This is a genomic window from Actinocorallia populi (assembly GCF_002995495.1).
GTDB lineage: Bacteria > Actinomycetota > Actinomycetes > Streptosporangiales > Streptosporangiaceae > Actinocorallia > Actinocorallia populi.
Genome location: NZ_PVZV01000007.1, coordinates 430732 through 455425, shown reverse-complemented (window position 1 = coordinate 455425; position 24694 = coordinate 430732). Strand labels below are relative to the sequence as shown.

The following is a 24694-nucleotide window of genomic DNA, read 5'->3' as shown; positions in this document are numbered from 1 at the left end:
ACGCCTCCCCGTGGAGTTGCACCCCGATATCGACAAGGGCGCCCCGCCCGCCGCAGGGACCGAGCAGGCGCTGCCCCGCCATGTCAAGATCGCGATCGCCCTGCCGATCCTCGCCGCGTTCGTGATGATCCTCAACGAGACCGTCATGAGCGTGGCACTGCCCAAGCTCATGACCGAGTTCTCCGTCGGGGCCGCGACGGCGCAGTGGCTGACCACCGGGTACATGCTGACGATGGCCGTGGTCATCCCGGCCACCGGCCTGATCCTCCAGCGCTTCGCCACCCGGACGGTCTTCATCACCGCGACGTCGCTGTTCGCCGCGGGCACGCTGCTGGCGGGACTGGCGCCGCAGTTCGGCGTCCTCCTGGCCGCCCGGGTGATCCAGGCGTCGGGGACGGCGCTGGTGCTGCCGCTGCTGATGACCACCATCCTCACGCTCGTCCCGGCCTCGCGCCGCGGCGGCACGATGGGGCTCGTCGCGATCGTGATCTCGGTCGCGCCGGCCGTCGGCCCCACCTTCTCCGGGCTGATCCTGTCCGAGCTGAGCTGGCGCTGGCTGTTCCTGTCCGTCCTGCCGATCGCGGTGCTGACCGTCGCAGTCGGGGTCGTGCTGGTCAAGAACGCGGGCACCCCCAGGCCCGTGCGCTTCGACCTGCCGTCGTTCGCGCTGTCCGCCGTCGGCTTCGGCGGCCTGATCTACGGCCTGAGCAGCATCGGCGAGGCGGCGGGCGGCCACGCCCCGGTCCCGCCGGCCGTCCCGCTCGCCGTCGGCGCCGCGGCGCTCGTGCTGTTCGTCCTGCGCCAGATCCGCCTGCAGCGCGGTGACGCGGCGCTGCTCGACCTGCGCCCCTTCAGGACGCGTTCGTTCGTCGTCGGCATCGTCCTGCTGCTGTTCTCCATGGGGGCCCTGTTCGGCGCGCTCATCCTGCTGCCGATCTACCTGCAGAACGTCCGCGGCCTGACGACCCTGGAGACCGGCCTCCTCCTGCTGCCCGGCGGGCTGGCCATGGGCCTGATCGCGCCGCTGGTCGGCAGGCTGTCCGACCGGTTCGGGCCGCGCCCCCTGGTCATCCCGGGGACGTTCACCATGGCCCTCGCGCTGGCGCTGATGAGCCTGCTCGACGAGACGACCCCCACCTGGTTCGTCATCGTGATCCACGTGCTGACGAGCCTGGGCATCGGCTTCGCCATGACGCCGCTGATGACCTCGGCCCTGGGCTCGCTGGACGCGGGGCTGTACTCGCACGGCAGCGCCATCCTCAACACGCTCCAGCAGCTCGCCGGAGCCGCGGGCACCGCGCTCTTCGTGACGCTCATGACCCTGGGCACCGACGCCGCGCTGGAGACGGGGACGAACCCGGTCTCCGCCCAGGCCGCGGGCATCCACGACGCGTTCCTCTGGGGAGGCGGCGTCGGCCTGGCCGCCGCCCTCCTGTCCTTCGCAGTCCGGCGCCAGGAGAACGCGTCCGCCGAGGCCGACGCCGAGGCCCTCGTCCTGCACTGACGCACGGCACACGACGGCGGCGGTTCCTGCGGGCACCGCCGCCGTCGCACGTCAGCCGAACGCCCCCGGCTCCGGCCGCCCGCCCGCATGGCCGTCCTCACCCGGCGGGGCGCCGGGATCGCGGGGCGGACGGTTGTCGAGGCAGCAGCGGACGAAGTCCCCGATGACGGGGTCGGCGTCGTCGGCAGGGGACCAGGCGACGCCCACGCGGCTGGGGCTGACGCCGCTGAGAGGCCGGTAGACGATGCCCGGACGGGCGTAGAAGCGGGCGGCCGACGCGGGGGCCAGGGCGATGCCGCGGCCGTTGGCGACGGCGCTGAGCCAGTCGTCGGGCCGGTCGGTGACCGCGCCGATGCGGACGGGGCGGCCTTCACGTTCGTCGGCGGCCAGCCAGTGGTCCCGCCAGCGGCCCGTTTCCGCGGGCGCCGCGACGAAGGGCTCGTCCCACAGGTCGGAAAAGGGGATCACCTCGCGGGCGGCGCGGGGATGCGCGGCGGGGAGCGCGACCCAGCGGGGCTCGGTGAACAGCGGCTCCACCCGCAGGGCGTCCTGGCCGGGGAAGGGCAGCCGGACCAGGGCCACATCGACGTCCCCGTCGGCGAGCCCGGCGGTCGGGTCCGACCAGGCGGCCTGCCGCATGTCCGCGCGCCAGCCCGGCCGGCGGCGGGCGAACTGCGCGACGATGTCCGGGGTGGCCTCGTTGGCGGCGCTGGCCAGGTATCCGACCCGCAGGACGCGGGCCGCGCGCAGGGCCGTGCTCCTGGTCTCCCGCAGCGTCCGGTCCCAGCCGGCCAGCAGGGCGGGCGCCCGCGCCGCGAGGGCCCTGCCCGGTTCGGTGAGGGCCATGCCGGTCCGCGACCGGGTGAACAGCCGCACGCCGAGCAGGTCCTCCAGCTGCCTGATCTGTTTGGTGAGCGCCGGTTGCGAGACGTAGAGCCGTTCCGCGGCACGGGTGAGGGTCCCCTCCTCCGCCACGGCGACGAAGGACCGCAGCAGCCGGGTGTCGACATCCATTCCATAAGGTTATAGATGCAGGTATTGGACACCAAGTCAGTGGTTGAGGAGGCTGGAGGCCGGAAGCGAGCAGAAGGCTCGCCGGAGGAACCGAGGAGAACCCATGCCCGTCCTGTACGTCGTGGTCACCGTCATCACGATCGCGGCCAACGCGGGCATCGCCGTGGCGGACTTCGCCCGAGCGAAGTTCGTCCTCGCCAACTCGGCCGAAGTGGGCCTTCCTCCATCCTGGATCCCCCTGCTCGGCGCGCTGAAGGCGGCGGGGGCCGCCGGGCTCGCGCTGGGACTCCTGGGCGGCCGGACCATCGGCATCGCCGCCGCCGCCGGGCTCGTGCTGTTCTTCATCGGCGCGATCGCGGCGCACGTCCGTGCCCGGGTCTTCCACAACATCGCCTTCCCCGGCGGCTACCTGGCACTGGCCGTCGCCTCCCTCGTCCTCGCCGTCGTGAGATAGCGCATGGCCACGTCGCCGGTCCGGGAGCGGACGGCGGCGGGTCAGTCTCCGGCGGGCGCGGGGGGAAGGACGCGGCACAGCGCTTCGAGGGCGGGTCCGTAGGCGTGTTCGGGCGGGGTGGCGTAGCCGACGACGAGGCCGTCCCTGGCGGGCATGGTGGCGGCGGGGTGGCGGAAGCCGGCCAGACCGTCCAGGGCGAGGGAGTTCGAGGCGGCGGCCTCGACGGTGGCGCGCTCGGTTCCGGGCGGCAGGTGCAGGACGGCGTGCAGGCCGGCGGCGATACCGGTGAGGGCGATGTGCGGGGCCCTGGCGGCGAGGGCGGCGACGAGGCGGTCGCGGCGGGCGCGGTAGCGCTGGCGCATGCGGCGGACGTGGCGGTCGTAGTGGCCCGAGTCGATGAAGTCGGCGAGGGTGAGCTGGTCCGCCACGCCCGTCCATGCCTCCCGCTCGCCCTTGGCCGCCAGGACGGGGTCGAGGAGGTGCTCGGGCAGCACCATCCAGCCGAGCCGCAACGCCGGGGACAGGCTCTTGCTGGCCGAACCGAGATAGACGACCCGCTCCGGATCGAGGCCCTGCACCGCGCCGACCGGTTCGCGGTCGTAGCGGAACTCGCCGTCGTAGTCGTCCTCCAGGATCACGCCCCCGCGGGTACGCGCCCAGTCCACGGCGGTCACGCGCCGCTCGGGCTGCAGGGGCCCGCCGGTCGGGAACTGGTGCGCCGGGGTGAGCAGCACCGCCCGTGCGTCCTTGAGGTGCTCCAGTTCGGTGGTGCGGGCGCCGTGCCCGTCGAGCGAGAGCGGGACGGTACGGACGGAGGCGGCCTCCAGGAGGGAGCGGTGGAAGGCGAGCCCGTAGGACTCCACGGCCAGCGGCCCGCGCAGGACCCGGCCGCCGAAGAGCAGCCGCAGCGCGTGGGCGAAGCCGGAGCACACCACGATCCGGTCGGGCGTGGTCCGGACGCCGCGGGCGCGCGCCAGGTACTCGGCCAGCGCGCGGCGCAGTTCCAGGCGGCCCTGCGGGTCACCCGGGCCGAAGGCGTCGTGGGGGGCGGCGTTCAGCGCGCGGCGGGCGGCGGCCAGCCAGGCCGGACGGGGGAAGGAGGCGGCGTCGGGCTGGCCCTGCCTGAGGTTGTGCGACGGCGGGGCCGGACGTGCGGCCGCCTTCTTCGGCGGGCGCGGCGGCCGGACGGGCTCGGCTCGGGGCGCCACCCGGGTGCCGGAGCCCTGCCTGGCGATCAGCCACCCCTCGGCGACCAGCTCGGCGTAGGCGTCCGCGACGGTGTTGCGGGCGAGCCCGAGGTCGGCGGCGAGGGAGCGGTACGGCGGCAGCCGGGTCCCCGGAAGGAGTCTTCCGTCCCGTACGGCCTCCCGCAGCGCGTGGATGAGGACGGCGCGGCGGCTGCCGGGCCCCGCGAGCTCCAGATGCAGGTCGCTGCCGAGCCGTTCCGCCACATTGACCCATGAATCCATCATGGGAATGCACCTTATCCAAGGTCTTTCCCGGTTCTAGTGTGGTGTCCATGACGAAGACGATCATGAGCACTCTGCACTCCGCCGTCCGCGGACGGGTTTTGCTGCCCGGGGACGCCGGGTTCGACACCGCGCGCCGCGCCTGGAACCTGGCCGTCGAGCAACCGGTGGCGGCCGTGGTGGAGGCGGCGGACGCCGACGACGTCGCCGCCCTGGTCCGGTACGCCCGCTCCGCCGGCCTGAGCGTGGCGACGCAGCCGAACGGGCACGGCGCCACCGGCCGCACCGACGGCACCATCCTCCTGCGCACCGCCCGGCTGGACGCCCTGCGGATCGACCCGGACGCCCGCCGCGCCCACGTCGGCGCGGGCGTGGCCTCCGGCAGGGTGCAGGCCGCCGCCGCACCGCACGGGCTGACCGGCCTGCCCGGCAGCTCCCCGGTCGTCAGCGTCACCGGCGTCGCCCTCGGCGGCGGGCTGAGCTGGTTCGGCCGCGCCCACGGCTGGGTCGCCGACAACGTCACGGCCTTCGACATCGTCGACGCCGAGGGAGGGCGGCGGCGCGTCACCGCCGACGCCGACCCCGACCTGTTCTGGGCGCTGCGCGGCGGAGGCGGCGACTTCGCGATCGTCACCGCCCTCGAGCTGGCCCTGCACCCCGCGCCGCACCTGTACGGCGGCCGGGTCCTGTGGACGGCCGAGCACGCCCCGGCCGTGCTGGACGCCTACCGGCGGATCACCGCCACGGCGCCCGACGGGCTGACCGCCTGGCTGGATCTGCTGCACTTCCCCGGCGCCGACCCCATGGTCGCCGTCGACGTCACCCACCTCGGCGGGGAGGACGAGGCGCGCGCCCTGCTCGCCCCGCTGGACGGCCTGCCCGGTCCGCTGTCCGACGGCAGAAGGATGATGCCGGTCTCCGAGATCGGGACCATCACCGCCGAGCCCACCGACCCCGGACCCGGCATCTCGCGCGCCGAACTGCTGACCGCACTCGACGACACCGCGGCCAAGACGTTGCAGGCCGACCCCATCGCCCCGCTGCTGAGCGTGCAGATCCGGCACCTGGGCGGCGTGTTCGCCCGCCCGTCCGACAGCCCCCACGGCCCGCTCACCGAGCCCTACGCCCTCTACATGTTCGGCATCCCGACCGACCCCGCCACCGCCCGGGCCGTCACCGCCAGGCAGCGCGGACTCGCCGAAGCCCTGCCCGTCAGCGGCCGCAAGCCCTTCACCTTCCTCAACCCCGAGGAGACCGCGGCCGACGCCTTCACCCCCGCCGCGCTGACCCGGCTGCGCGGCATCAAGCGCCGCCACGACCCGCACGGCGTCTTCCGCAGCAACTTCCCCGTTTCGGGTTGAGCCTCCGGCCTCGCGGCGCGCCGGTTGCGGGGAGATCATGTAACCACTATAAATGGTTACATGACACTGAACTGGAAGCTGGTCGTCGACAGCGCCGACGCGCCCGCGCTCGCGGACTTCTGGGCGGCGGCCCTGGGCTACGAGGTGGAGGACCCCGGCCCGCTCATCGAGCGGCTGCTGGCCGCCGGGCACCTGGAGGCGGAGGCGGTCGCCGAGCACCGCGGGCGCAGGGTCTTCCGCGGCTACGCCGGGATTCGCCACCCCGACGACCCGTTCGACGAGCTCAGCGGCGTCGGCCACGGCCGCCGCCTGCTCTTCCAGAACGTGCCCGAGCCCAAGACGGTCAAGAACCGCCTGCACCTGGACGTCCACAGCGAGCCCGGCGGCCGCGACGAACTGGTGGCACGCCTGGAAGGCCTGGGCGCCACCCGCGTCCGCGAGGTGGACCAGGGCCCGGCCGGCCACTGGTGGGTCATGGCCGACCCGGAGGGCAACGAGTTCTGCGTGGCCTGACCGCCCGGAACGGTCCTTCGCCTGCGGAAGACTTGTGGGCGACCGCACCGGTGGACGAACAGGGGACCCGATGAGCGCACGATTCGAGGAACTGGCCTACGAGCCCACGCCCAAGGGCGACATCAGCCTGCGCCGGCGCCGGGACCCCGTCCTGGGCGCCGACGTGTTCGAGATCAAGCTCGACGAGGACTTCCTCATGTCGAGCCTGTTCACCGCGGGGGAGGTCGCCCTCGCCGAGCTGGCGCTGGCGCAACTGCCCGGGGAGCGTCTCGACGTGGTCGTGGGCGGGCTCGGCCTGGGCTACACCGCGCGGGCCGTCCTGGACGACCCGCGCGTGCGGTCCATGATCGTGGTCGAGGCGCTCGGCGAGGTGATCGACTGGCACGAGCGGGGCCTGATCCCCCTGGGCGCGGAGCTGACCGCCGACCCCCGCTGCCGCCTGGTCCGCGGCGACTTCTTCGCGATGGTCGAGGCCGGCGACGGCTTCGACCCGCAGGACGGGGACCGGAGCTTCGACGCCGTCATCGTCGACATCGACCATGCCCCCGGCCACGTGCTGCATCCGGGGCACGCCGCGTTCTACCGGCCCGAGGGGCTGCGGCGGCTGTCCGCCCGGCTGCGCCCGGGAGGGGTGTTCGCCCTGTGGTCCAACGACCCGCCGGAGGAGGACTTCATCGCCGTCCTCGCCGAGGTGTTCGTCGAGCCGCACGCCCGCGTCGTCGCCTTCCCCAACCACCTCCAGGGCGGCGAAGCCACCAACACCGTCTACCTCGCCAGGTCGTCGGCGGCGTGACCCGCGGGAATCCCGCCGTTCCCGAGCCGTGAGAACCGGCCTCCGCACCCGGCCCGCCGGTCGCCGGGACTCCTGAGGCTCCGCCCGCTTCCCGAGAAGGACGCAGAGCGGCAGGATCTCCTCTGGAAGGGAGCGGAAATGGGTGATGTCGGATACGCCATGGGCAAGGGCGCGGGGAGCGGGCGGGGGGCGGAGCACGCGGCCGCCGCGCTCACGGCGGTGGCGGCGGGGATGGCCGTGGCGGGGAGCCTGGTCCCGCAGTTCGGGGAGGGGCCGGGGCTGCTGGGGGAGGGGGCGGGGGCCTTCCGGTACGTGCCCGAGCTGGTGCTGGTGGTCGCGGCGGCGGGGATGATGCCGTTCCGGCGGACGTTCGGGGTGGCGGCCGGGCTGGTCGTGGCCTACGCGCCGTTCGCGTGGTCGAACGCGGTGGGGGACATCGAGTTCGCGCTCAGCGGGCAGGGGGGCATGGGGCCGGGGTTCGTGGTGTTGCGGACCGCGCACGTGCTGCTGGTGATGGCGGCGGTGGCGGCGTTCGCGGCGCTGGCGCGGGGCGGGTGGCCGCGGTCGGCCGGGGGAGGGCCGTCGTGGGCGGTGGCCGGGGCCTGCCTGGCCTTGCTGGGGCTGCTCGGGGAGTGGCTGCCGTGGGTCCGGACGACGACGACCTGGTCCCAGGACGGGGAGAGGGTCTCCGACCACCTGGACTGCTGCACGCTCTTCAAGGAGGAGGTCGGGCTGCCCGCCAGCGTTTCCGCGGTCGCCGCGGCGCTGGTGGCCGCGGGAATGCTGGCGCTGGCCGCCTTCACGGCCAGGCGGGACGTCTCGGCGGGGCTCGCGCTCGGCGTGGCGTGCTGGCTGCTGCCGGACATCCTGTCCTCGACGGCCCAGCAGCTGACCTGGGAGCCGGGGGACCCGGAGACGCTCCGGCAGGCCTGGGAGTACGACGTGGAGAGCTTCAGGCTGCTGGAGGCCACCGAGAGCCAGTCCCTGCTGCCGGGCATGTGGATCACCACGGTGAGCGTCGTCGGCATGCTGCTCTTCGCGGCGGGCCGCGCACGCCGGACCGGTTAGGAAAGGCTCCCGGCAAGGGGAGCCTTTCGCGTGCGGCGGGAGTTCAGGGGGTCTTGGGATCCTCGCCGGCGGGCTTCTCGGTGGTGCCGTCGGGGTTGGTCAGGCTCTCGTCGTCGGCGGCGAGGGTGGTCAGGGAGTCGACCTTCCAGGCGCCCTTCTCCTGGACGAGTTCCAGGAGGAGTTTCGTGCCGAGGACGCGGCGGACGCCGGCGGTGCTGTGGACCTCGGTGTCCAGGACGATGAGGGTCTTGGCGCGCTGGCCGTCGACCTCGTTGACGTAGATGTCGCGGACGGTGGCCTTCGCGTCGGCCTCGTACTTCTTGATGACGTCGGCGAGGCCGTCGAAGGCGGTCTCGTAACTGCGGCCGAAGTCCTCCGAGGACAGCGAGCGGATGCGTTCGCGGGCCTGGTCCAGGTCGGTGTGCCGGTAGGCGAGGAGGGCCTGGCTGAACTCGGCGGACCTGGTGCGGACGAGCTGCTCGGTGCGGGCGGCCTCGCCGAGGCGGTCGGCCTCCCGCCACTGCACCACCGCCGTCGTCACCGAGGCGACCAGGACGAGGACGGCGGCGGCGACCAGCAGGACCCTGCCGCGCGGGAAACGCGGTCCGCCGCCCGCCTGCTCCGGCGGCGGCTCCTTCGAAGGAGGCTCCTCGGCGGTCTCCTCCGCGGTCTCCTTCTGCGGCGGCTCCTCGGCGGGAGCCTCTTCGGTGACGTCCTCGGAGACGACGTCCTCGTCGACGTCTTCGGCCTTCGTCGTCATCTTGGTCTCCTGGTGGGTCAGCGGGACGTGTTTCGGAAACGGCGGACGGTGTGGGCGGCGACGCCGAGCAGGACGAGGGAGCCGGCGACGATCGGCAGCAGCGTCAGCCAGTTCCCCGGCCCTTCGTCCGCGGAGTCGGCGGCCCGGGGGACGACCGTGGTGAACGGCTGGGGTGCCGCGCGGTCCTGCGCGGCGGTGGAGGGGGCGTTCTCGCGGGCGGGGCCCTCGGGCGCCGCGCTCCGCTGCTCGGTCCCGGTCTTGCAGTAGTAGACCGGCGGAACGGCCGGGGCGGCCAGCTCCGTGGCGTACTCCTCGGCGTTGGAGACGGGACCGGCCAGCGTGAGCACCAGCTTGACCTTGGCGTACATGCCTTCGGGCCGGGTGATGAGGATGTGGTCGGCGATCACCGGGAAGTCCTTGTGCATGCTGGTGAGCGCCCGCTCGAGCTCCTTGGCGTTCCGGTCGGTGAACAGCGGTGCGCCTTCGGTCTCCAGCGCGGTGAGCAGGCAGCGCGCGCCGGGCTTGGACTCCTCCAGCAGTCCGTTCACCTGCTCGAGGAAGCCGGGCGAGCGGTCGAGCAGGCTGTCGAGCTCGGCGCGGGAGCCGCTGAGCGTCCCGGTGAACGCGGCCAGGTCGTCGAGCCCGGAGGCCAGCCGCGTCCGCGAACCCGCCAGGGTGCCCGCCAGCTGGGTGAGATGGACGGCCAGCGCGTCGAGCACGCCGGAGTTCTCCGCCAGCGTCCCGGTGAGCTGGTCGAGGTCGGCGACGGTGTCCCGCAGCGGGTCGCCCTGCCCTTCCAGGCCGGTCGCCAGCTCGCCGGTCAGCGTCTTGATGTCGGCGGGCTTCACCGCTTTCAGCAGCTCCCCGGCACTGTCGAAGAGCCGCTGGTACTCGACGGCGACCTTGGTGTTGGCCAGCGGGACGACGTCGCCGTCCGCCAGCAGCCCGCCGCCGCGGGAGGCGGGCGGCGAGAACTCCACGTAGGGCTCGCCGACCGCGGACTTGCGCAGCACCTGCGCGGTGGCGTCACGCGGCACCTCGACGCCCTCGTCGATCTCCACGGTCACGTCGACCCGGCCGGTGCGCAACGCGATGCGGTCGACCCGCCCGATCTTGACGCCGAGGTAGTCGACCTCCAGGTCCTCGCGCAGGCCGGGGAAGGACTCGAACTCCACGCGCACCTGGAAGGTGCGCTCCCCGATCCGGATCGGCAGCAGCGTGGCGCCGGCCCAGACGAGCATGACGACGCCCAGGACGGCGAAGACGCCGAGGTTGAGCAGGATGCGCGGCCTCATCTCGGTCCCATCAACTCCTCGAGCGTGTCGGCGAAGTCCGGCCGCCCGCGGGCCGGGGCGGCGGGCAGGAAGCCGTTCAGCCACACATGGATGAGGGCCTGGCCCTCGTTGGTCATCGAGGGCGCCTTGGCGAAGCCGTCGAGGATGCCGGCGGTGAACGCCTTGAGCTGGTCCTTGCCCTTGATCATCTTGCCGAGGACGGCGTCGAGCCGCAGCAGCAGCCGGCGCAGCCGCTCGCCGTGCTCGGCGCCCACCTGCGCGTTGACCGCCGAGGCCATCTCGGTGAGGTCCTTCACCGCCTGCTTGAGCTCCCCGCGGTCCTTCTCGACCCGGGCCGTGGTCTCGACCAGCAGGCCGGGCAGCCGGTCGAGCGCGGGACCGCTCTCGGCCAGCGACCGGCCGAGCCGCCCCATGCCGTCGATCACCTCGGCCAGGTCCCGGTTGGCCGCGGCGTAGTCGTCGGAGATCTCGGCGGCCTGATCGATGATCTCGTTGAGCCGGGGGCCCTGGCCCTCCAGGCCGGTGGACAGACCGGTGACGATCTCGTTCAGGTCCTGCCCGCCCAGCGCGGCGATGACCGGGGCGACCCGCTCGCTCACCTGCTCCAGGCCCGGCTGGACGGCGGTCTCGGCGATCGTCGCCCCGCTGGCCAGGAACCGCGCGCCCGGGTCCGGCGGCGGGTCGAGCCGGACGAGGTTCTCGCCCAGCAGCGACGCCTTGGCCAGGGTCGCGGTCGTCCCCGCGGGGACGCGGACCCCGTCGACGATCGACATGGTCACCCTGGCCCGGTAGCCGTCCAGGCGGACCTCGGCCACCGAGCCGACCGGCACGTCGGAGATCTGCACCGAGTGCCCGGCGACGAGGTTCTGCACGTCGTCGAACACCGCGTACAGCACGAAGTCGCCCTTGGGCGCCCCCAGCGTCTGCACCGAGCAGGCGCCGGAGGACAGCACGGCGGCCGAGACCGCCACGACCGCGACCAGCCTTCTCACGAGCCGCCCCTCTCCACCGTCTCGCCGGCGCAGTTGCCGATCGGCCTCTCCAGGCACGGCACCTCGCCCCAGTTCATGGCGTCGAAGATCGGCTGGAGCCAGATCCGCATGGTGGCGTTCAGCTGGATCCGGATGGCCGACACGTCGTTCTCGCGGTCCCAGGTGCTGACGGCGAGGTCGGTGAAGCGCGCCAGACCGGTGATCGTCTTGGCCAGCGAGGCGCTGTTGGCCTTGAGCGTCATCACCAGGGTCGAGGTCTTCACCAGGGTGGTCGGCAGCTTCTCCCGGTAGGCCCTGATGACCACATCGCCCGTGCGGATGAGCGTCTCCAGGCCGACGAGGAAGTTCTTCAGCCGGGTGCGCTCGTCGGCGAGCTGCCCGCTCACCGTCGCGAAGGAGTCGATGAGCCTGCGCAGCTTCTCGTCCCTGTCGTTGAGCGAGGAGGACAGGTCCCGCAGCCCCTCGGCCACCGAGACGAGCCGCTCGTCCTGCGCCGCCAGGTCGTCGGCGAGCTCCGAGGTGGTGGAGAGCGCCCGGTTGATCGAGTCGCCCCGGCCCTCCACCAGGTCCGCACCGGTCCCGACAAGCCGGGAGACCTTCGCGGGATCCACCGACTCGGCGAGGTCGGTGAAGGCCGTCAGCGCCTCGTCGATCTCCACGGCCGGCTCGGTCCGCTCGATCGGGATGACGGCTCCGGGCTTCTCGCGCCCGTCGCCGGGCCTCCAGGCGGGGAAGAGGATGACGCTGCGCTCGCCGATGGCGCTCTCCGCGGCGATCGTCGCCCGCACCCCGGAGGGCAGCGGGACACCGGAGTCGACCCTCAACCGGACGCGGACCTTGTCGTCCTCGATCCGCAGGTCCTCCACGACGCCCACGTTCGAGCCCATCACCTTGACGCGGGACGCCTCGTACAGCGCCGGGGTCTTCTCGAAGTAGACGACCACCGGATAGCCGCCGTCCTCTCCCACGACCCCGCAGCCGCCCAGCCCGAGCATCAGCGCGCCGCTCAGAGCGGCTGCGAGGAATGTGCGCGGTGCCGTCATCGCCCGCCTCCCATGCCCTGGGTGAGCTTCTTGATGTCCTCGGCCGACAGCAGGCCCAGCTGCGTGCCGATGGCGTCGACCCAGGGGCCGTGGCTGTTGCTGGCGTTGAAGGCGCTCAGCGTGGGACCCATCCAGGCGAGCAGGGTGTTCAGCTCGCCGATCTGGGGGTCGAGCCGCCCGACGACGCCGTCCAGGCTGTCGACGAGCTCGATCAGGTCGGTCTGCTGCCGGCTGATCAGCTTGCTGATCCGGGTGACCGCGGCGTCGCCGCTGCCCAGCAGCACCGACAGCTCGAGCTGGCGGTCCCGCAGCTCGTCCAGGAGCTTCTGGATGTTGCGGGCCAGCGCCGCGAGCTGGGCGTCCTTGGCCCTGGCCAGTTTCAGGACGCGGTCGCTGTCGGAGACCAGCCGCTCGAGCCGGGGCCCGGAGCCCTCCAGGGTGTCGGCCAGGTCCGTGAGGTTGCGCAGGGAGCGCACGAGCCGCTCCTTGGTCCGCGGGGAGATCCCGCCGACCTGGTCGATGACGTCGGAGATGAGCTCGGTGTCCAGGTCGGCGAGGCTCCTGGTGCCTGTGGCGAGCAGGTCGTTGACCGTGGTCGGCGTCTGGGTCCGCTCCAGCGGGATGCGGCGGCGCTCATCGGGCAGGCCCGCCAGGTGGGGTTCGGCGACGGGGCCGGACAGCCGCAGGTACCGGCCGCCCAGGATGTTGGAGGTCCGGACCTCGGCCCTGGTCCGCGGGCCCAGGTCCACCCCCGAGTCGACCTCCCAGGTGATGAGCACGGTGCCGCGGGAGAAGTCGGGCTCGACCGCGGTGACCTCGCCGACCTTGATCCCGGCGACCTTGACGTCGTTGCCCGAGTGCAGGCCGCCGGTGTCGGTGAACACCCCGGTCAGGGTGTAGCGGCTCTGCAGCAGGCCGAGGCTGCCGACGAGGAAGACCGCGACGAGCAGGAGGGCGATGGCCGCGGTGGAGACGAGCCCCAGGACGACGGGATTGCGGTCGCGGAAGGACTTGAGCCGCATCACTCTCCTCCCAGGATGAGCTTCTGCAGGGCCCGAGGAGACTCGGCGGGGCGCTCCATCGAGCCGACGAGCTTGGGGTCGAACGGGCACGGACCGGGCGTGAGCGTGACGCAGGGCGCGGTGCCGGTCACGTACTGGCCGTCGTTGAAGGTGTCGTACAGCCGCTGGAGCTTGGGCCCCATGACGGTGACGGTCTCCAGGAGCGGGTCGAGGTTGCGCTGGGTGCCGTCGGTGACCTTGGCGAGCTTGACGAGCATCTCCTCCAGTTCGTCGCCGTTGCGGCCCAGCACGACGTCGGTGGTGCGCAGCATCGCCGACAGCTGCGTGATGGCGTCCTCGACGAGCTGCCGGTTGTCGACGAACGCCTGGGAGACCGTGACCAGGTCGTCGGTGGCCTTGGCGATCTGGTCGTCGCGTTTGGCGATGATCCCGGTGACCTTGGAGTAGTCCTCCAGCATCGTCTTGAGCGTCTGCCTGCGCGCCGCGATGGTGGAGGAGAGCTTGTCGACGTTGGCCAGCAGCTGGGAGACGTCGTCCTCGTTGCCCTCCAGAGCCAGGTAGACGGAGGTGAGGATCTGGTTGACGCGCCCGGAGTCGAGGTTGCGGGTGAGCGGCTCCAGCCGGTGGATCAGGTCGCCGATGTCCACGACCGAGCGGGTGCGCTCGATCTCGTCGCCGTCGCGCAGCCGCTCGCCGCTGGTACCCGGCAGCAGGTAGACCACCCGCTGGCTGATCGCGTCGCGCCAGCGGATCGCCGCCTCGCTGTCGGCGGGCAGCCGGTGCTCGGTGCGGATCTCCAGTTCGACCTCGGCCCTGCCGTCGCGGACCCGGATCGCGCCGACGCGCCCCACCGGGGCGCCGGCGATCTTCACCTTGTCGCCCTCGTACAGGCCGTTCACGTCGTCGAAGACCGCGGTCACCCGGTAGGTGTCGCTGAAGTCGAACCGGGCGATCTGCGCGGTGATGACATAGGTGAGCGCTCCGGTGACCGCCAGGAACGCGACGAGCTGGAGGAGCGCGGAGCGGCGGGCGCGGACGCGGGGGTCGGCGGCCATCTCAGTCCCCCCTTCTCTTCGGCTTCTTCTTCACGGCGCCGGTGTCCTTCACGGGGCAGACGCCCAGGAACATCTGGCAGGGGTCGCTCGGCAGCACGATGTTCACCGCGAGCATGCGCTTGTCCTCGCCGATGGGCGCGAAACCCAGGGCCCGGTAGATGGGGAGCATCTCGTTGAGCGTCCGTACGGCGGGACCGCCGATCCCCAGCTGCCGGGCCAGCAGCGCGACGGCCCGCTCCGCGGAGCGCACGCCCTGGGTCATGCCGCCGTCGTAGCGGGTGAAGCCGCCGGTGACGGTGTCGGCGGCCGCCGAGGTCCCGGCGGCCAGGTCCTTCACCCGGTCCTGCCCGGAGGTGAGGGTCTCCAGGGTGTCGGCCCCCGAGGTGACGACGGCCCCCACGTCCTGGCCGATCCCGCGGATGCGGGCCAGCCGGGCGAGGTCCCCGACGAACGCCCTGGCGTTCCGGCGGTGGTCGTGCGCGACGTCCACGAGGGCGGCGGTGTTGCCGACCAGCCCGCGGATCTCGTCGCCCTGCCCGGCGAGCGCCGTGCTCAGCGTGTCGAAGATGACCGCGACGTCCGTGGGGTCGATGGCCGCCACGGCTTTGTCGGCGTCGACGAGCAGGTGGGTGAGGTCGCCGCTCTCGGAGGTGCGGGCGATGTCCTGGCCGTCGGCCAGGAACGGGCCGGTGCCCTCGTGCTCGCCGGGGACGAGGTTGACGAACTTGGGCCCGAACACCGACTCGGGCTCCACCGCGGCCGTCACGGAGTCGGGGACCCGGACCCCGGGGTCCATCCGCAGGGTCAGCCTCGCGCCGCTCGTCCCGGCGAGCTCGATCTCCTCGACCCGGCCGACGGTGACCCCGCGCAGCTTGATGGGCGAGCTGGTGGTGAGCCCCTGGCTCGCGGTGCCGACCTCGGCCGTCAGCGCGATGCCCTCGGCAGCGAACGGCTTGGCGATCATCAGGTGGGCCGACGCCGCCAGGACGGCCAGGGTGGCCGCGCTGATCAGCACCCGGGTGCCCTTCGACAGGTGGTCCAGGTTCATCCGGCGAGCCTCACTGTTCCGCCCTGCCCCCAGAACACGTACGACAGCAGCAGGTTCAGCGTCACGATCGTCACGATGGACGTGCGGATCGCCCGGCCCGCCGCGCGGCCGACGCCGACCGGGCCGCCGCTGGCGTAGTAGCCGTAGTAGCAGTGGATCGCGATGACCGCGAAGGAGAAGATCCCGACCTTCACGGTGCTGAAGATGAGGTCCTGCATGGGGAGGTACAGGTAGAAGTAGTAGTCGTAGACGCCCGGCGCCAGGTTGAAGAACGACGTGGAGATGAACCGGGTGGCGAAGAAGCTGGCGAACAGCGCGATCAGGTAGAGCGGCACCAGCGCGATGAGCGCGGCCGCCACCCGGGTGCACACCAGGTAGACGAACGAGTTGATGCCCATCACCTCGAGGGCGTCGATCTCCTCGGAGATGCGCATCGCGCCGAGCTCGGCGGTGAACGCGCTGCCGCACTGGGCGGCCAGCGCCACCGCCGCGATCACCGGGGTGATCTCGCGGACGTTGACGAACGCGCCGACCAACCCCATGAACGACTCCGCGCCGATCACCTGCAGTCCGGTGTAGACCTGCAGGCCGACCTCGGTGCCCAGGAACAGCGACATGACGAAGATGACGAAGACCATGCCGCCGCCGATGACGGTGGCGCCGACGCCGATGACGATGTCGCTGACCTGGAGGGCGACGGTCTTGGCGTACCTGAACCGGAAGACGATGTCGCGGACGCAGTAGAAGAGCACCTTCGCCAGGAACAGCGGCCAGGTGGCCATGCCGGCGAACCGGTCCACGGCGCCGCCGGAGAGGCGGGTGAGGCCGAGCACGGCCTTGCGCGGCAGGTGGATGTACATCAGGTCACCGGGGGGTAGGCGAGGAAGTAGATGGTCGTGATGATGTAGTTGAAGGCGAAGACGAGCATGAACGCCAGGACGGTCGACTGGTTGACCGCGCGTCCCACCCCGACCGGGCTCAGCTCGCAGTTCATGCCCTTGTGGCAGGCGACCAAGGCGGAGATCATCCCGAACAGCCACGCCTTGAAGAGGGTGACGAACAGGTCGGACGTCCGCAGGAGCCCCATGGCCCCGTCGACGTAGGCGCCCGGTGTCACGCCCTGGAGCAGGACGTTGAAGACGAACCCGCCCACCGCTCCGGACATGATGACCAGTGAGGCCAGCATCGTGGACACGATGCTCGCCGCCCACATGCGCGGGGTGACCAGGCGGTGGACGGGGTTGACCCCCATCACCTCCATGGCCGACAGCTCGTCGCGGATGTTGCGCGCCCCCATGTCGGAGGTGATGGCCGAGCCGCCGGCCCCGGCGATGATGAGGGCGGCGGCGATGGGCGCGACCTCGCGGACGAGCCCGACGATGACCGCGCCCCCGGTGGCCGACTGGGCGCCCAGCTGCCCCGCCAGGTCGCCGACCTGCAGGGCCACCGTGGCGCCCAGCGGCAGGGCCACGAGGATGACGGGAAGGGTGGTGACCCGGGCGAGGAAGACGCACTGCTCCACGAACTCCCAGAACCAGGCTCGGATGTCCCAGGTGCGGCGCATCCCCTCGAACCCGACGGCGAACATCTCACCGAGGGACATGAGCCCCTGGTGAACCCGCGCGGCCGGTTGGAAGGTGGTCATGATCGACTCTTTCTCCCGGGGGTGGGGGGAGACAGGAAGAGGCAAAAGATAATGTATATAATCAACAATATTGCCAACTTCGGTCACCGTAGCCTGCGTCACACCCCGCCAGCAAGCCCTTTCATCAGATCGTTCCGGAGGGAGTCCGGTCTTCGAGGGGGGAGAGGTCCGGTTCCTGCCTGATGTGGAGGGGGTGCCGTCTGTGGTGGGGTGGCCGAGTGGGTCTCTGCGGGATCTCGAAGTCGAAAGACCGGTGGACGGCGAGTGCGCGGGTGGCCTGCTGGTTGCGGTGGTCTTCGGAAAGCCTGAGTGCCAAACGCAAAGTAGCGATATGGTCGCGTTATGTTGTCGGCGAGGGGTGGGAGTGACCGGGTGCGCTCGGTACACTTTTCGGCTCCGCGTGTCCTCCACCGCCCTTGCGGGTCTGCTGGCGGAGTGGGGCCGGTGCCGGTGGGTGTGGGACCAGTGCGTCACCGCCTCCCGAGTAGCCCGTCGAATCAGGGAGAAATGCGGTCCAGCCGGGCTCGACAGGATGCTGACCGGCTGGCGTGGCGAGCACGAGTGGTTGCGGGCGGGTGCGTCGGTGCCGCAGCAGCAGACCATTCGGGACTTCGCCAAATCGCGTGCGAAGGCGCTCAAGGACATCAAAGCCCGGCTGCCCATGCGACAGAGGGCGGGCATGCCCCGGTTCAAGAAGAAGGACTTGGCGGCCCCGACGTTGAACTACACCCGGCGCGGGTTCCGTCTCAAGGACGGCCGCCTGTATTTGGCGGGGGCATCGTTCTGTCGGTGGTGTGGTCTCGGGAGCTTCCCGGTGAGCCGTCCAGCGTCCGCGTCTACCGTGACGGTTTGGGTCACTGGTATGCGTCCTTCGTCGTCCCCGCGCAGGTGCTGCCGCTGCCGGAGACGGGTCGGTGCATCGGCGTCGACTGGGGCGTGAAGGAGGTCGCGACCACCACCAGTGATGAGCATGATCTGCCGCATCCGGAGTACGGGCGGAAGGCCGCCGGCCAGCTGGCCCGTTACCAGCGGATGATGGCTTGACGTCAGCCCAGGCCCGGGCAGGCGGCCTCCCGCGGTTACCGTCATGCACGGCGGCAGGCCGCCAAGACGTACAAGAAGGTCGCTCGGCAGCGGCAGGATACCGCCCGCAAGTGGGCCAAACGGGTGGTGGTCGACTTCGACCAGCTGGCGGTGGAGGACCTCCGGCCGAGGTTCCTCACCAGGTCCACGATGGCCCGCAAGGCCGCGGACGCGGCGATCTCGGCCGCCAAGCACGAGTTGATCAACATGGCGCGCAAGCACGGCCGCACCGTCCACCTGGTGCATCCCGCGCACACCACCATGGACTGCGGGCGTTGCGGAGCGAGAACCAAGCACGCACTCCCGCTGTCGGAACGCACCTACACCTGCATCGCGTGCGGAGCCGTCTGTCCCCGGGACAAGAACTCCGCACGCGTGATGCTCGTCCGGGCAGGTCTGGACCCGGCCGGTGCTGATCACGGAAGACCCGACCGGCCGACGGCCGGCCGGGCGGCGTGAGCTGGGAATCCCCGTCTTCAGACGGGGAGCGGTCAATTTTTGAAGAGGTCTCGATCGGTGAACATGTCGGCGAACATCGAGGAGTAGTCCGGGCCGCGGCGGAGGTGGTGGCCGCCGTCCACGTTGATGATCTGGCCGGTGATCCAGGAGGACTCCGGGCCGGCCAGGAAGCGGACGGCCTCGGCGATGTCCTCCGGTTCGCCCACGCGGGCCAGGGGCATGCAGGACAGGTAGTCCTCCAGGATCGGGCCGGTGTCGGCGATGCCGGCGACCAGTTCGGTGCGGGTGATGCCGGGCCGTACGCCGTTGACCCGGACCTGGAAGGGGCCCAGTTCGTCGGCGGCGAGCTGGACCAGGTGGTCCACGGCGGCCTTGGAGACGCCGTACGCGCCGAACCAGCGGTGGGTGTTGGAGGAGGCGATCGAGGAGACCACCACGATCGCGCCGCCCCCGGCGTCGGCCAGCGCCCGCGAGCCGTGCTTGATGGTCAGCATCGTCCCGGTGGCGTTCAGCTCCAGGGTCGCCCGCCAGGCCTCGGTGTCCAGCGAGCCGAGCGGGCCGATCGAGGTGGATCCGCCCGCGTTGGCCACGATCGAGCGCAGTGTCCCGCGCTTGGCCGCGTGGGCGACGGCGGCGGAGATCTGCTCCTCGTCCGTGATGTCGGCGACGACGTAGTCTGCCTCGCCGCCGAGTTCCTCGACCGCGCCCCGCAGCCTGTCCTCGTTGCGCCCGCAGATCGTGACGGCCGCGCCGTCGGCCAGGAGCCGAGCCGCGCAGCCCAGGCCGATACCGCTGCCGCCGCCGGTGACCAGGGCGGAGGTTCCTTCGAGCGAGCTCATCTTCTTCCTTCTTCCTCTTCTTCGGGGGGGTGGGGGGTTCAGCGGTCGACGGCGGTGGCGCCGCCGTCGACGGTCAGGTGGGTGCCGGTGATGAACGAGGCCTCGTCGCTCAGCAGGAAGCGCACCGCTCCGGCGACCTCTTCGGGGCCGCCCATCCGGTTGAACGGTGACTTGGCGGCGAACTCCGCGCGCATCTCCTCGGGCGCGATGCCCAGGAACGGGGTGTCGATGTATCCCGGGCACACCGCGTTCACCCGGATTCCGTCGAAGGCCAGCTGGTGGGCGAGCGCCTTGGTGAGCCCGAGGAGGCCGGCCTTGGACGCGCAGTAGGCGGGGATGAACATCTGCCCGACGAACGCGTCGATGGAGGAGATGCCGACGACGGCCGAGCCGGGGTTGGCGCGCAGGTCGGGCAGCAGCGCCTGCACCAGCAGGGCGTGGGCGCGGAGGTTGACGTCCTGCACCGCGTCCCACAGGGACTCGTCGAGGTCGCCCAGGGCCACGGGGACGGAGACCCCGGCGGCGTGGACGAGCCCGCCGACGGTGCCGAGCGCCTCGCGGCTGCGCCCGATCGCCTCGGGGAAGTCGGCGGCGCGGGTCACGTCGACCTGCAGGGCCGCGGCGGCCGTGGAGGTCTCGGCGGTGATCTCCGCGGCGAGGTCCGCGGCGTCGGAGGTGTCCCACAGGGCGACCGGGCGGCCCGCCGCGGCCAGGACGCGGGCGCAGGCGGCGCCGATCCCGGACGCCGCTCCGGTGATGACCACGCCGGTCGGGGGGTTGCCGGCCCGGGAATGCATAGGTCTCCTTATAATTGATACTTGATGTATTTGGCTGCTCACACTACCGTGCCGGTTGTTTCTCTAAAAGTGTTCGAAAACCGGATCGGAAGCGGGAGAACGTCATGGACGAGCTGGGCGGCCGGACGGCCGCGATCACCGGTGCCGGCAGCGGCATCGGCCGGGCCCTGGCCCTGCGGCTGGCCGGTGAGGGCATGGACCTGGCCCTGGCCGACGTGCAGCCCGAAGCGCTCGCCGAGACCCGCGGGCTGGCCGCCGCGCACGGAGTCCGGGTCGTCTCCCGGGTCACGGACGTGGGGGAGGAGCGGGAGGTCGAGGCGTTCGCCGACCTGGCGTTCACCGAGCTCGGCGCGGTGCACCTGCTCTGCAACAACGCGGGGGTCTTCGCGGGCGGGCAGGTGTGGACGAGGCCCGCCGCGGACTTCGAGTGGTCGCTGCGGGTGAACCTGTGGGGGATCCTGCACGGGCTGCGGTCCTTCGTCCCCCGCATGATCGAGCAGGACACCGAGGGCCACATCGTCAACACCTGCTCGGTCGCGGGCCTCTTCGTGGGCCCCGGCTCCGCCCCCTACACCATCTCCAAGTGGGCGGCCTTCGCCGCGACCCTCACCCTGGCCCAGGAACTGGCGGTGCAGGGCTCCAAGCTCCGCGCCTCCGCGTTGTGCCCCGGCGGCGTGACCACCCGCATCCACGAGTCCGAGCGCGTCCGGCCGGCCGGGCTGGCCAGCGAGCCCGGCGACGACTCGGCCTTCATGCTGGAGATGATCAGGACGACGGTGGAGAACGGCATCTCCCCGCAGGAGGTGGCCGACCAGGTCGTGGACGCCGTGCGGTCCGAACGCTTCCTCGTCCTCACTCATCCCGCGTACACCCCGGGCCTGCCCGAACAGGCCGAGGCCCTCATCAACGGCGTGCTGCCCCGCATGCCCGACTTCGAATGGCAGGGATGATGACCACTGCGAAACCCGCCCCGCGCGGTATCGACTCCCCCCTCGTCCCCAAGATCCTCCGGGTGATGTCCCAGGCCAACGTCTTCGTCTACCGCAGGACCGGCGGCAGGATCGGCGGCAGGTGGCGGGTCGGCAGCGCCTTCCCGCGCGGCGTCCCCGTCTGCCTCGTCACCACCAGGGGCCGCAAGACGGGCAGGCCCCGCACGCTCCCGCTGCTCTTCCTGCCCGACGGAGACCGCGTCATCATCGTCGCCTCCCAGGGCGGCCTCCCCAAGAACCCCCTGTGGTACCTCAACATCAAGGCCGACCCCGAGGTCCTGGTCCAGGTCGGCCGCGTCGAACGCAGGATGCGCGCCCGCACCGCCTCCCCCGAGGAGCGCGCCGAGTTGTGGCCGCGCCTGGTCGCCATGTACGCCGACTTCGACTCCTACCAGGCCCGTGCTCCCCGGGAGATCCCCGTCGTCGTCTGCGAGCCCCACCCGGCCGCCCCGAGCTGAGACGGCACGGCCGGGGGGAGGGTCCCACCGGGACCCTCCCCGCCGTGTCCGGCCGTTCGCGAACGGGGTCGGTCCGGTCAGCGCAGGTTCCATTCGACCCGCTTGCCGGACTTGAAGACCTGCTGGCCCTCCGAGAGGGACTCCTCGTTGAGGGATGTCTGCACCAGGGTGTCGCCCACCGCCAGGGCTTGGCGGTAGGCGAGTTCGCGGGTGTACCAGACGGCCCGGACGGTCCCCTGGAGGGCGAGGGCCGGCTGCGAGGCCATGGTCTGGGCGACGCGCAGTGCCGTCTCCTGGAGTTCCTCCGCGGGCACGACCTCCTGGACCAGCCCGATCTCGTACGCGCGCCGCGCGCTCATGCGTTCGTGGGAGCCCATGAGGGACATGCGCATGACCTCGCCCAGCGGCATGCGCTGGGCCATCATCATGGACTCGTAGACGGTGGCCATGCCGTAGGTGGTGTGGGGGTCGAAGAAGGTGGCGTGCTCGGCGGCGATCATGAACTCGACCTCGCCGAGCAGGTAGAAGGCGCCGCCGCAGGCCATGCCGTTGACCGCGCCGATGATGGGCTTCCACAGGTCGCCCGCGGTCTTGGGCATCAGCCAGTCGCCGGGTTCGTTCTGGTGCATCGGGGTGGCGCCGCGCTGCCCGAGTTCGGGGGTGCGGTGGTCCTCGCCGACGGCCGCGGCGGTGCGGTCCAGGCCGGTGCAGAAGGCCTTGTCGCCCGAGCCGGTCAGCACGATGACGCGGATGTCGTCGTTGTCGCGCAGTTCCCGCCAGCAGGCGTGCACCTCTTTGATCATCTGCATGTCGAAGGCGTTGTGCACCTCCGGCCGGTGCAGGGTGACCCGGGCGACGGGGCCGAACTCCTCGTACTTCAACGTCTGGTAGCGGGACAAGTCCGTCTCCTCAGATCAGGTCAAGGGTGCCGAGTTCGCGGATCATGGCGCAGGACCTGGCGGCCATGGCCAGGAACATCCGGTCGCCCCGTTCGGTCGGGGTGCCGTAGGCGCAGCCCAGGACGGTGATCAGCGGGCCCTGGACGGCGGCGAAGCGGTAGTCGTCGAAGCACTCCCGCAGGCTGTAGTCCGCCACCCCGTACGCCTGCAGCGCCTCGTGGTAGGCGGCGACGAGGTCGTGCTCCCGGGCCGCCCTGTCCTCGGGGAGCAGGCCGGTGCCGAGGAAGAAGGACAGGTCGCGGACGGGATGGCCGAGGCTGAGCGTCTGCCAGTCCACCGCGATCACGCGCTCGCCGTCCCCGGGCGAAAAGAGCAGGTTGTCGGGACGGTAGTCGCCGTGGACGGGTCCGAACCGCTCGGAGCGGCCCAGCACCCAGGCGGCGACGTGCTCGGCGGTCTCGCGCAGGGTGCGCTTGTCCTCGCCGGAGAGCTCCGCGGCGAACCGGTCGACGAAGATCTCGACGGCGGGGGCGAAGACCTCGCCGAGCGTTGCGGCGTCCTCCTCGCCCACGGTCCCCAGCCAGGGCAGGTCCAGCAGCGTCGGGTCGCACCAGCGGGGCCCGTGCAGCCCGGCCAGGTTGACCACGGCCCCGAACGCCTGGTCCGGGGAGCAGCCCGCGAGCTGGTCGCCCTGCACGGCGGGGAAGGCGTCCTCCAGCAGCAGGGTGAAGACGGTGCCGTCCTCGGAGATCGCACTGTGGTGGCAGACGGGGACGCGCGCGGCGACGGTGTGCGCGAGGTCCCGGTAGAACGACACCTCGGTGCGGTAGGCGGGGCCGAGGAAGGCCCGGCTGCCCTCGTCCTCGGCGGGCAGCTTGGCGATGAGGCTGCCCGGGACGCCGGGGCCGCCGGTGAGCTCCAGCCGGTAGCACGCGCCGATCTGGCCGGAGCCGACCCTCTTCCAGCTCACCGAGGCCACCTCGGCTTCCAGCGCCTGGCTCAGCCATGACGCCGTCAGCAGCTCGGGGGAGTCCACCACGCTCATCGCGGGCTCCGTCCCGGGTTGAGGTCGGCACGGACGCCGAGTCCCGCCGGACGCACCGCGCGGTAGGCGGCCAGCACCGGCTCCAGCTCGGCGGGAGCGGCCCCGTGCAGGATCACCCCGTCCGCCCCGGCCTCGAACTGGTCCAGCACCCGCCCGGCGCACCGTTCGGGCGAGCCCGTCGCGGACGCGGCCAGCCACTCGTCGGGGAGCAGTTCCGACACCCGCTCGAGCTGCTCGGTCGTGCCGATCGCGTCGAACGCGCCGGGGAACCCGGCGACGAGCTCGTCGGCGCGGAACCGGGCCAGCACCGCCGGATCCCATCGGTTCAGCCGGACCAGCAGGTCCCCGTACCCCTGCAGGTAGGTGGCCAGCCGCCCGGTCAGCTTGCGCAGCCGCAGCTCGGGTCCGATGTGGTCGCCGACGACGGCCAGCACCGACCAGACGCGCACCGAGGAGGGGTCGCGCCCGGCCTTCTCCGCGCCGCGCCGCACCGCCTCGACCGCGCGGTTCAGGGTCTCGTCGGTGAAGAACGTGTGCAGGACGACGCCGTCGGCGACGCGCCCGGCGAACTCCAGGGTGCGTTCCCCCATGGCCGTCAGCATGATCGGGATGTCCTCGTCGAACGAGGGGTCCTGCATCAGGTAGGGGAACCTGCCGGCCGGGCCGTCGTGCCCGGCGACGGGCTCGCCCCGCCACAACGTGCGCAGGATCCCGATGACGTCCTCGAGCTGGGCCTGGGTGACGCGGGGCAGCCCCATCACGTCGAAGAGCATGTCGAACCCGCGGCCGAGTCCCAGCGCGAACCGGCCGCCGGTCATCCGGTGCATCGTGGTGGCGAACGTCGCCGTCAGCAGCGGGTGCCGGGTGTTGTGGTTGGTGGCGGCGGTGGCGACGCCCATCCGCTCGGTGGCCGCTCCGGCGGCACCGGACAGCGCCGCGGCCTCCTTCACGTTGAAGCGCTCGGAGAGGAACACCGCGCCGAGCCCCGTCCGCTCGGCCGCGCGCACCTCCCCCAGCAGGTCCCTCGGATCGTCCGAGTGCCCGGCGAGGCCGTAGAAGCCCAGCTCCCACAGGTCGTCCATCGTCGTT

At 71.9% G+C, this 24694-nt stretch carries 26 protein-coding genes; 10 read left to right on the top strand and 16 right to left on the bottom strand.

What is annotated here, in order from left to right; all coding sequences use genetic code 11:
• Positions 1–10: 10 nt before the first annotated feature.
• Positions 11–1504: an MDR family MFS transporter gene (locus C2865_RS28885; protein WP_232835850.1), complete on the top strand. Its 1494-nt coding sequence runs from the start codon at positions 11–13 to the stop codon at positions 1502–1504.
• Positions 1505–1555: 51 nt separating this feature from the next.
• Here the strand turns inward: C2865_RS28885 and C2865_RS28880 are convergent, their stop codons facing one another.
• Complete coding sequence (locus C2865_RS28880) at positions 1556–2518, bottom strand: LysR family transcriptional regulator (RefSeq protein WP_106401740.1); 963 nt, start codon at positions 2516–2518, stop codon at positions 1556–1558.
• Positions 2519–2621: 103 nt separating this feature from the next.
• On the opposite strand from C2865_RS28880, the gene C2865_RS28875 reads away from it, so the two are divergent.
• A complete protein-coding gene (locus tag C2865_RS28875; protein WP_106401739.1) occupies positions 2622–2972 on the top strand; it encodes a DoxX family protein in 351 nt (116 codons plus the stop codon).
• Between the two features lie 41 nt (positions 2973–3013).
• Here the strand turns inward: C2865_RS28875 and pdxR are convergent, their stop codons facing one another.
• Positions 3014–4444: a MocR-like pyridoxine biosynthesis transcription factor PdxR gene (pdxR, locus tag C2865_RS28870; protein ID WP_106401738.1), complete on the bottom strand. Its 1431-nt coding sequence runs from the start codon at positions 4442–4444 to the stop codon at positions 3014–3016.
• 47 nt (positions 4445–4491) lie between these two features.
• On the opposite strand from pdxR, the gene C2865_RS28865 reads away from it, so the two are divergent.
• From C2865_RS28865 to C2865_RS28850, 4 genes are all read left to right on the top strand, one after another.
• A complete protein-coding gene (locus tag C2865_RS28865; protein WP_232835849.1) occupies positions 4492–5802 on the top strand; it encodes an FAD-binding oxidoreductase in 1311 nt (436 codons plus the stop codon).
• 60 nt (positions 5803–5862) lie between these two features.
• On the top strand, positions 5863–6315 hold the full coding sequence (locus C2865_RS28860; protein WP_106401737.1) for a VOC family protein: 453 nt from the start codon (positions 5863–5865) through the stop codon (positions 6313–6315).
• Between the two features lie 70 nt (positions 6316–6385).
• Entirely contained in the window at positions 6386–7108 is a 723-nt protein-coding gene (locus C2865_RS28855) for a spermidine synthase (RefSeq protein WP_106401736.1), read from the top strand.
• A 138-nt stretch (positions 7109–7246) separates the two neighbouring features.
• Positions 7247–8176, top strand: a complete 930-nt coding sequence (locus tag C2865_RS28850; RefSeq protein WP_106401735.1) for a hypothetical protein — start codon at positions 7247–7249, stop codon at positions 8174–8176.
• 43 nt (positions 8177–8219) lie between these two features.
• On the opposite strand, the gene C2865_RS28845 is transcribed toward C2865_RS28850, so the two are convergent.
• The 9 genes from C2865_RS28845 to C2865_RS28805 are packed head-to-tail and all read right to left on the bottom strand — an operon-like array spanning position 8220 to position 17036.
• Entirely contained in the window at positions 8220–8936 is a 717-nt protein-coding gene (locus C2865_RS28845) for a hypothetical protein (protein ID WP_106401734.1), read from the bottom strand.
• A 17-nt stretch (positions 8937–8953) separates the two neighbouring features.
• Complete coding sequence (locus C2865_RS28840; protein WP_106401733.1) at positions 8954–10231, bottom strand: MCE family protein; 1278 nt, start codon at positions 10229–10231, stop codon at positions 8954–8956.
• On the bottom strand, positions 10228–11223 hold the full coding sequence (locus C2865_RS28835) for an MCE family protein (protein ID WP_157963938.1): 996 nt from the start codon (positions 11221–11223) through the stop codon (positions 10228–10230). The genes C2865_RS28840 and C2865_RS28835 overlap by 4 nt, the downstream gene beginning before the upstream one ends.
• A complete protein-coding gene (locus C2865_RS28830) occupies positions 11220–12266 on the bottom strand; it encodes an MCE family protein (protein ID WP_106401731.1) in 1047 nt (348 codons plus the stop codon). Before C2865_RS28830 ends, C2865_RS28835 begins: the two co-directional genes overlap by 4 nt.
• Positions 12263–13288 carry an MlaD family protein gene (locus C2865_RS28825; RefSeq protein ID WP_106401730.1) on the bottom strand — a complete coding sequence of 342 codons (1026 nt, stop codon included), beginning with the start codon at positions 13286–13288 and terminating at the stop codon, positions 12263–12265. The genes C2865_RS28830 and C2865_RS28825 overlap by 4 nt, the downstream gene beginning before the upstream one ends.
• Complete coding sequence (locus C2865_RS28820) at positions 13288–14343, bottom strand: MCE family protein (protein ID WP_106401729.1); 1056 nt, start codon at positions 14341–14343, stop codon at positions 13288–13290. Before C2865_RS28820 ends, C2865_RS28825 begins: the two co-directional genes overlap by 1 nt.
• A gap of 1 nt (position 14344) precedes the next feature.
• Complete coding sequence (locus tag C2865_RS28815) at positions 14345–15391, bottom strand: MlaD family protein (RefSeq protein WP_106401728.1); 1047 nt, start codon at positions 15389–15391, stop codon at positions 14345–14347.
• Positions 15388–16251, bottom strand: coding sequence for an ABC transporter permease (locus tag C2865_RS28810; RefSeq protein WP_106401727.1), 864 nt, complete (start codon positions 16249–16251; stop codon positions 15388–15390). The genes C2865_RS28815 and C2865_RS28810 overlap by 4 nt, the downstream gene beginning before the upstream one ends.
• Complete coding sequence (locus C2865_RS28805; RefSeq protein ID WP_106401726.1) at positions 16251–17036, bottom strand: MlaE family ABC transporter permease; 786 nt, start codon at positions 17034–17036, stop codon at positions 16251–16253. Before C2865_RS28805 ends, C2865_RS28810 begins: the two co-directional genes overlap by 1 nt.
• A gap of 849 nt (positions 17037–17885) precedes the next feature.
• Between C2865_RS28805 and C2865_RS41020 the strand changes: the two genes are divergently transcribed.
• Both C2865_RS41020 and C2865_RS41015 read left to right on the top strand, forming a co-directional pair.
• The gene (locus C2865_RS41020; RefSeq protein WP_232835848.1) at positions 17886–18080 is read left to right on the top strand and encodes a hypothetical protein; all 195 of its coding nucleotides are present in this window, start codon (positions 17886–17888) and stop codon (positions 18078–18080) included.
• Positions 18081–18203: 123 nt separating this feature from the next.
• Positions 18204–18578, top strand: coding sequence for a transposase (locus C2865_RS41015; protein WP_232835847.1), 375 nt, complete (start codon positions 18204–18206; stop codon positions 18576–18578).
• 32 nt (positions 18579–18610) lie between these two features.
• On the opposite strand, the gene C2865_RS28790 is transcribed toward C2865_RS41015, so the two are convergent.
• Both C2865_RS28790 and C2865_RS28785 read right to left on the bottom strand, forming a co-directional pair.
• Positions 18611–19417, bottom strand: a complete 807-nt coding sequence (locus C2865_RS28790) for an SDR family oxidoreductase (protein WP_106401725.1) — start codon at positions 19415–19417, stop codon at positions 18611–18613.
• 38 nt (positions 19418–19455) lie between these two features.
• Positions 19456–20214 carry an SDR family NAD(P)-dependent oxidoreductase gene (locus tag C2865_RS28785; protein WP_106401724.1) on the bottom strand — a complete coding sequence of 253 codons (759 nt, stop codon included), beginning with the start codon at positions 20212–20214 and terminating at the stop codon, positions 19456–19458.
• A gap of 104 nt (positions 20215–20318) precedes the next feature.
• On the opposite strand from C2865_RS28785, the gene C2865_RS28780 reads away from it, so the two are divergent.
• Both C2865_RS28780 and C2865_RS28775 read left to right on the top strand, forming a co-directional pair.
• The gene (locus tag C2865_RS28780) at positions 20319–21164 is read left to right on the top strand and encodes an SDR family NAD(P)-dependent oxidoreductase (protein ID WP_106401723.1); all 846 of its coding nucleotides are present in this window, start codon (positions 20319–20321) and stop codon (positions 21162–21164) included.
• A complete protein-coding gene (locus C2865_RS28775) occupies positions 21161–21661 on the top strand; it encodes a nitroreductase family deazaflavin-dependent oxidoreductase (protein WP_106401722.1) in 501 nt (166 codons plus the stop codon). The genes C2865_RS28780 and C2865_RS28775 overlap by 4 nt, the downstream gene beginning before the upstream one ends.
• 77 nt (positions 21662–21738) lie before the next feature.
• Here the strand turns inward: C2865_RS28775 and C2865_RS28770 are convergent, their stop codons facing one another.
• From C2865_RS28770 to C2865_RS28760, 3 genes are read right to left on the bottom strand one after another with little or no spacing between them, the layout of a single operon-like run.
• Positions 21739–22560, bottom strand: a complete 822-nt coding sequence (locus C2865_RS28770; protein WP_106401721.1) for an enoyl-CoA hydratase/isomerase family protein — start codon at positions 22558–22560, stop codon at positions 21739–21741.
• 10 nt (positions 22561–22570) lie between these two features.
• Positions 22571–23605, bottom strand: coding sequence for a phosphotransferase family protein (locus C2865_RS28765; protein WP_106401720.1), 1035 nt, complete (start codon positions 23603–23605; stop codon positions 22571–22573).
• Positions 23602–24687, bottom strand: a complete 1086-nt coding sequence (locus C2865_RS28760) for a TIGR03857 family LLM class F420-dependent oxidoreductase (RefSeq protein ID WP_106401719.1) — start codon at positions 24685–24687, stop codon at positions 23602–23604. Before C2865_RS28760 ends, C2865_RS28765 begins: the two co-directional genes overlap by 4 nt.
• Positions 24688–24694 lie beyond the last annotated feature (7 nt).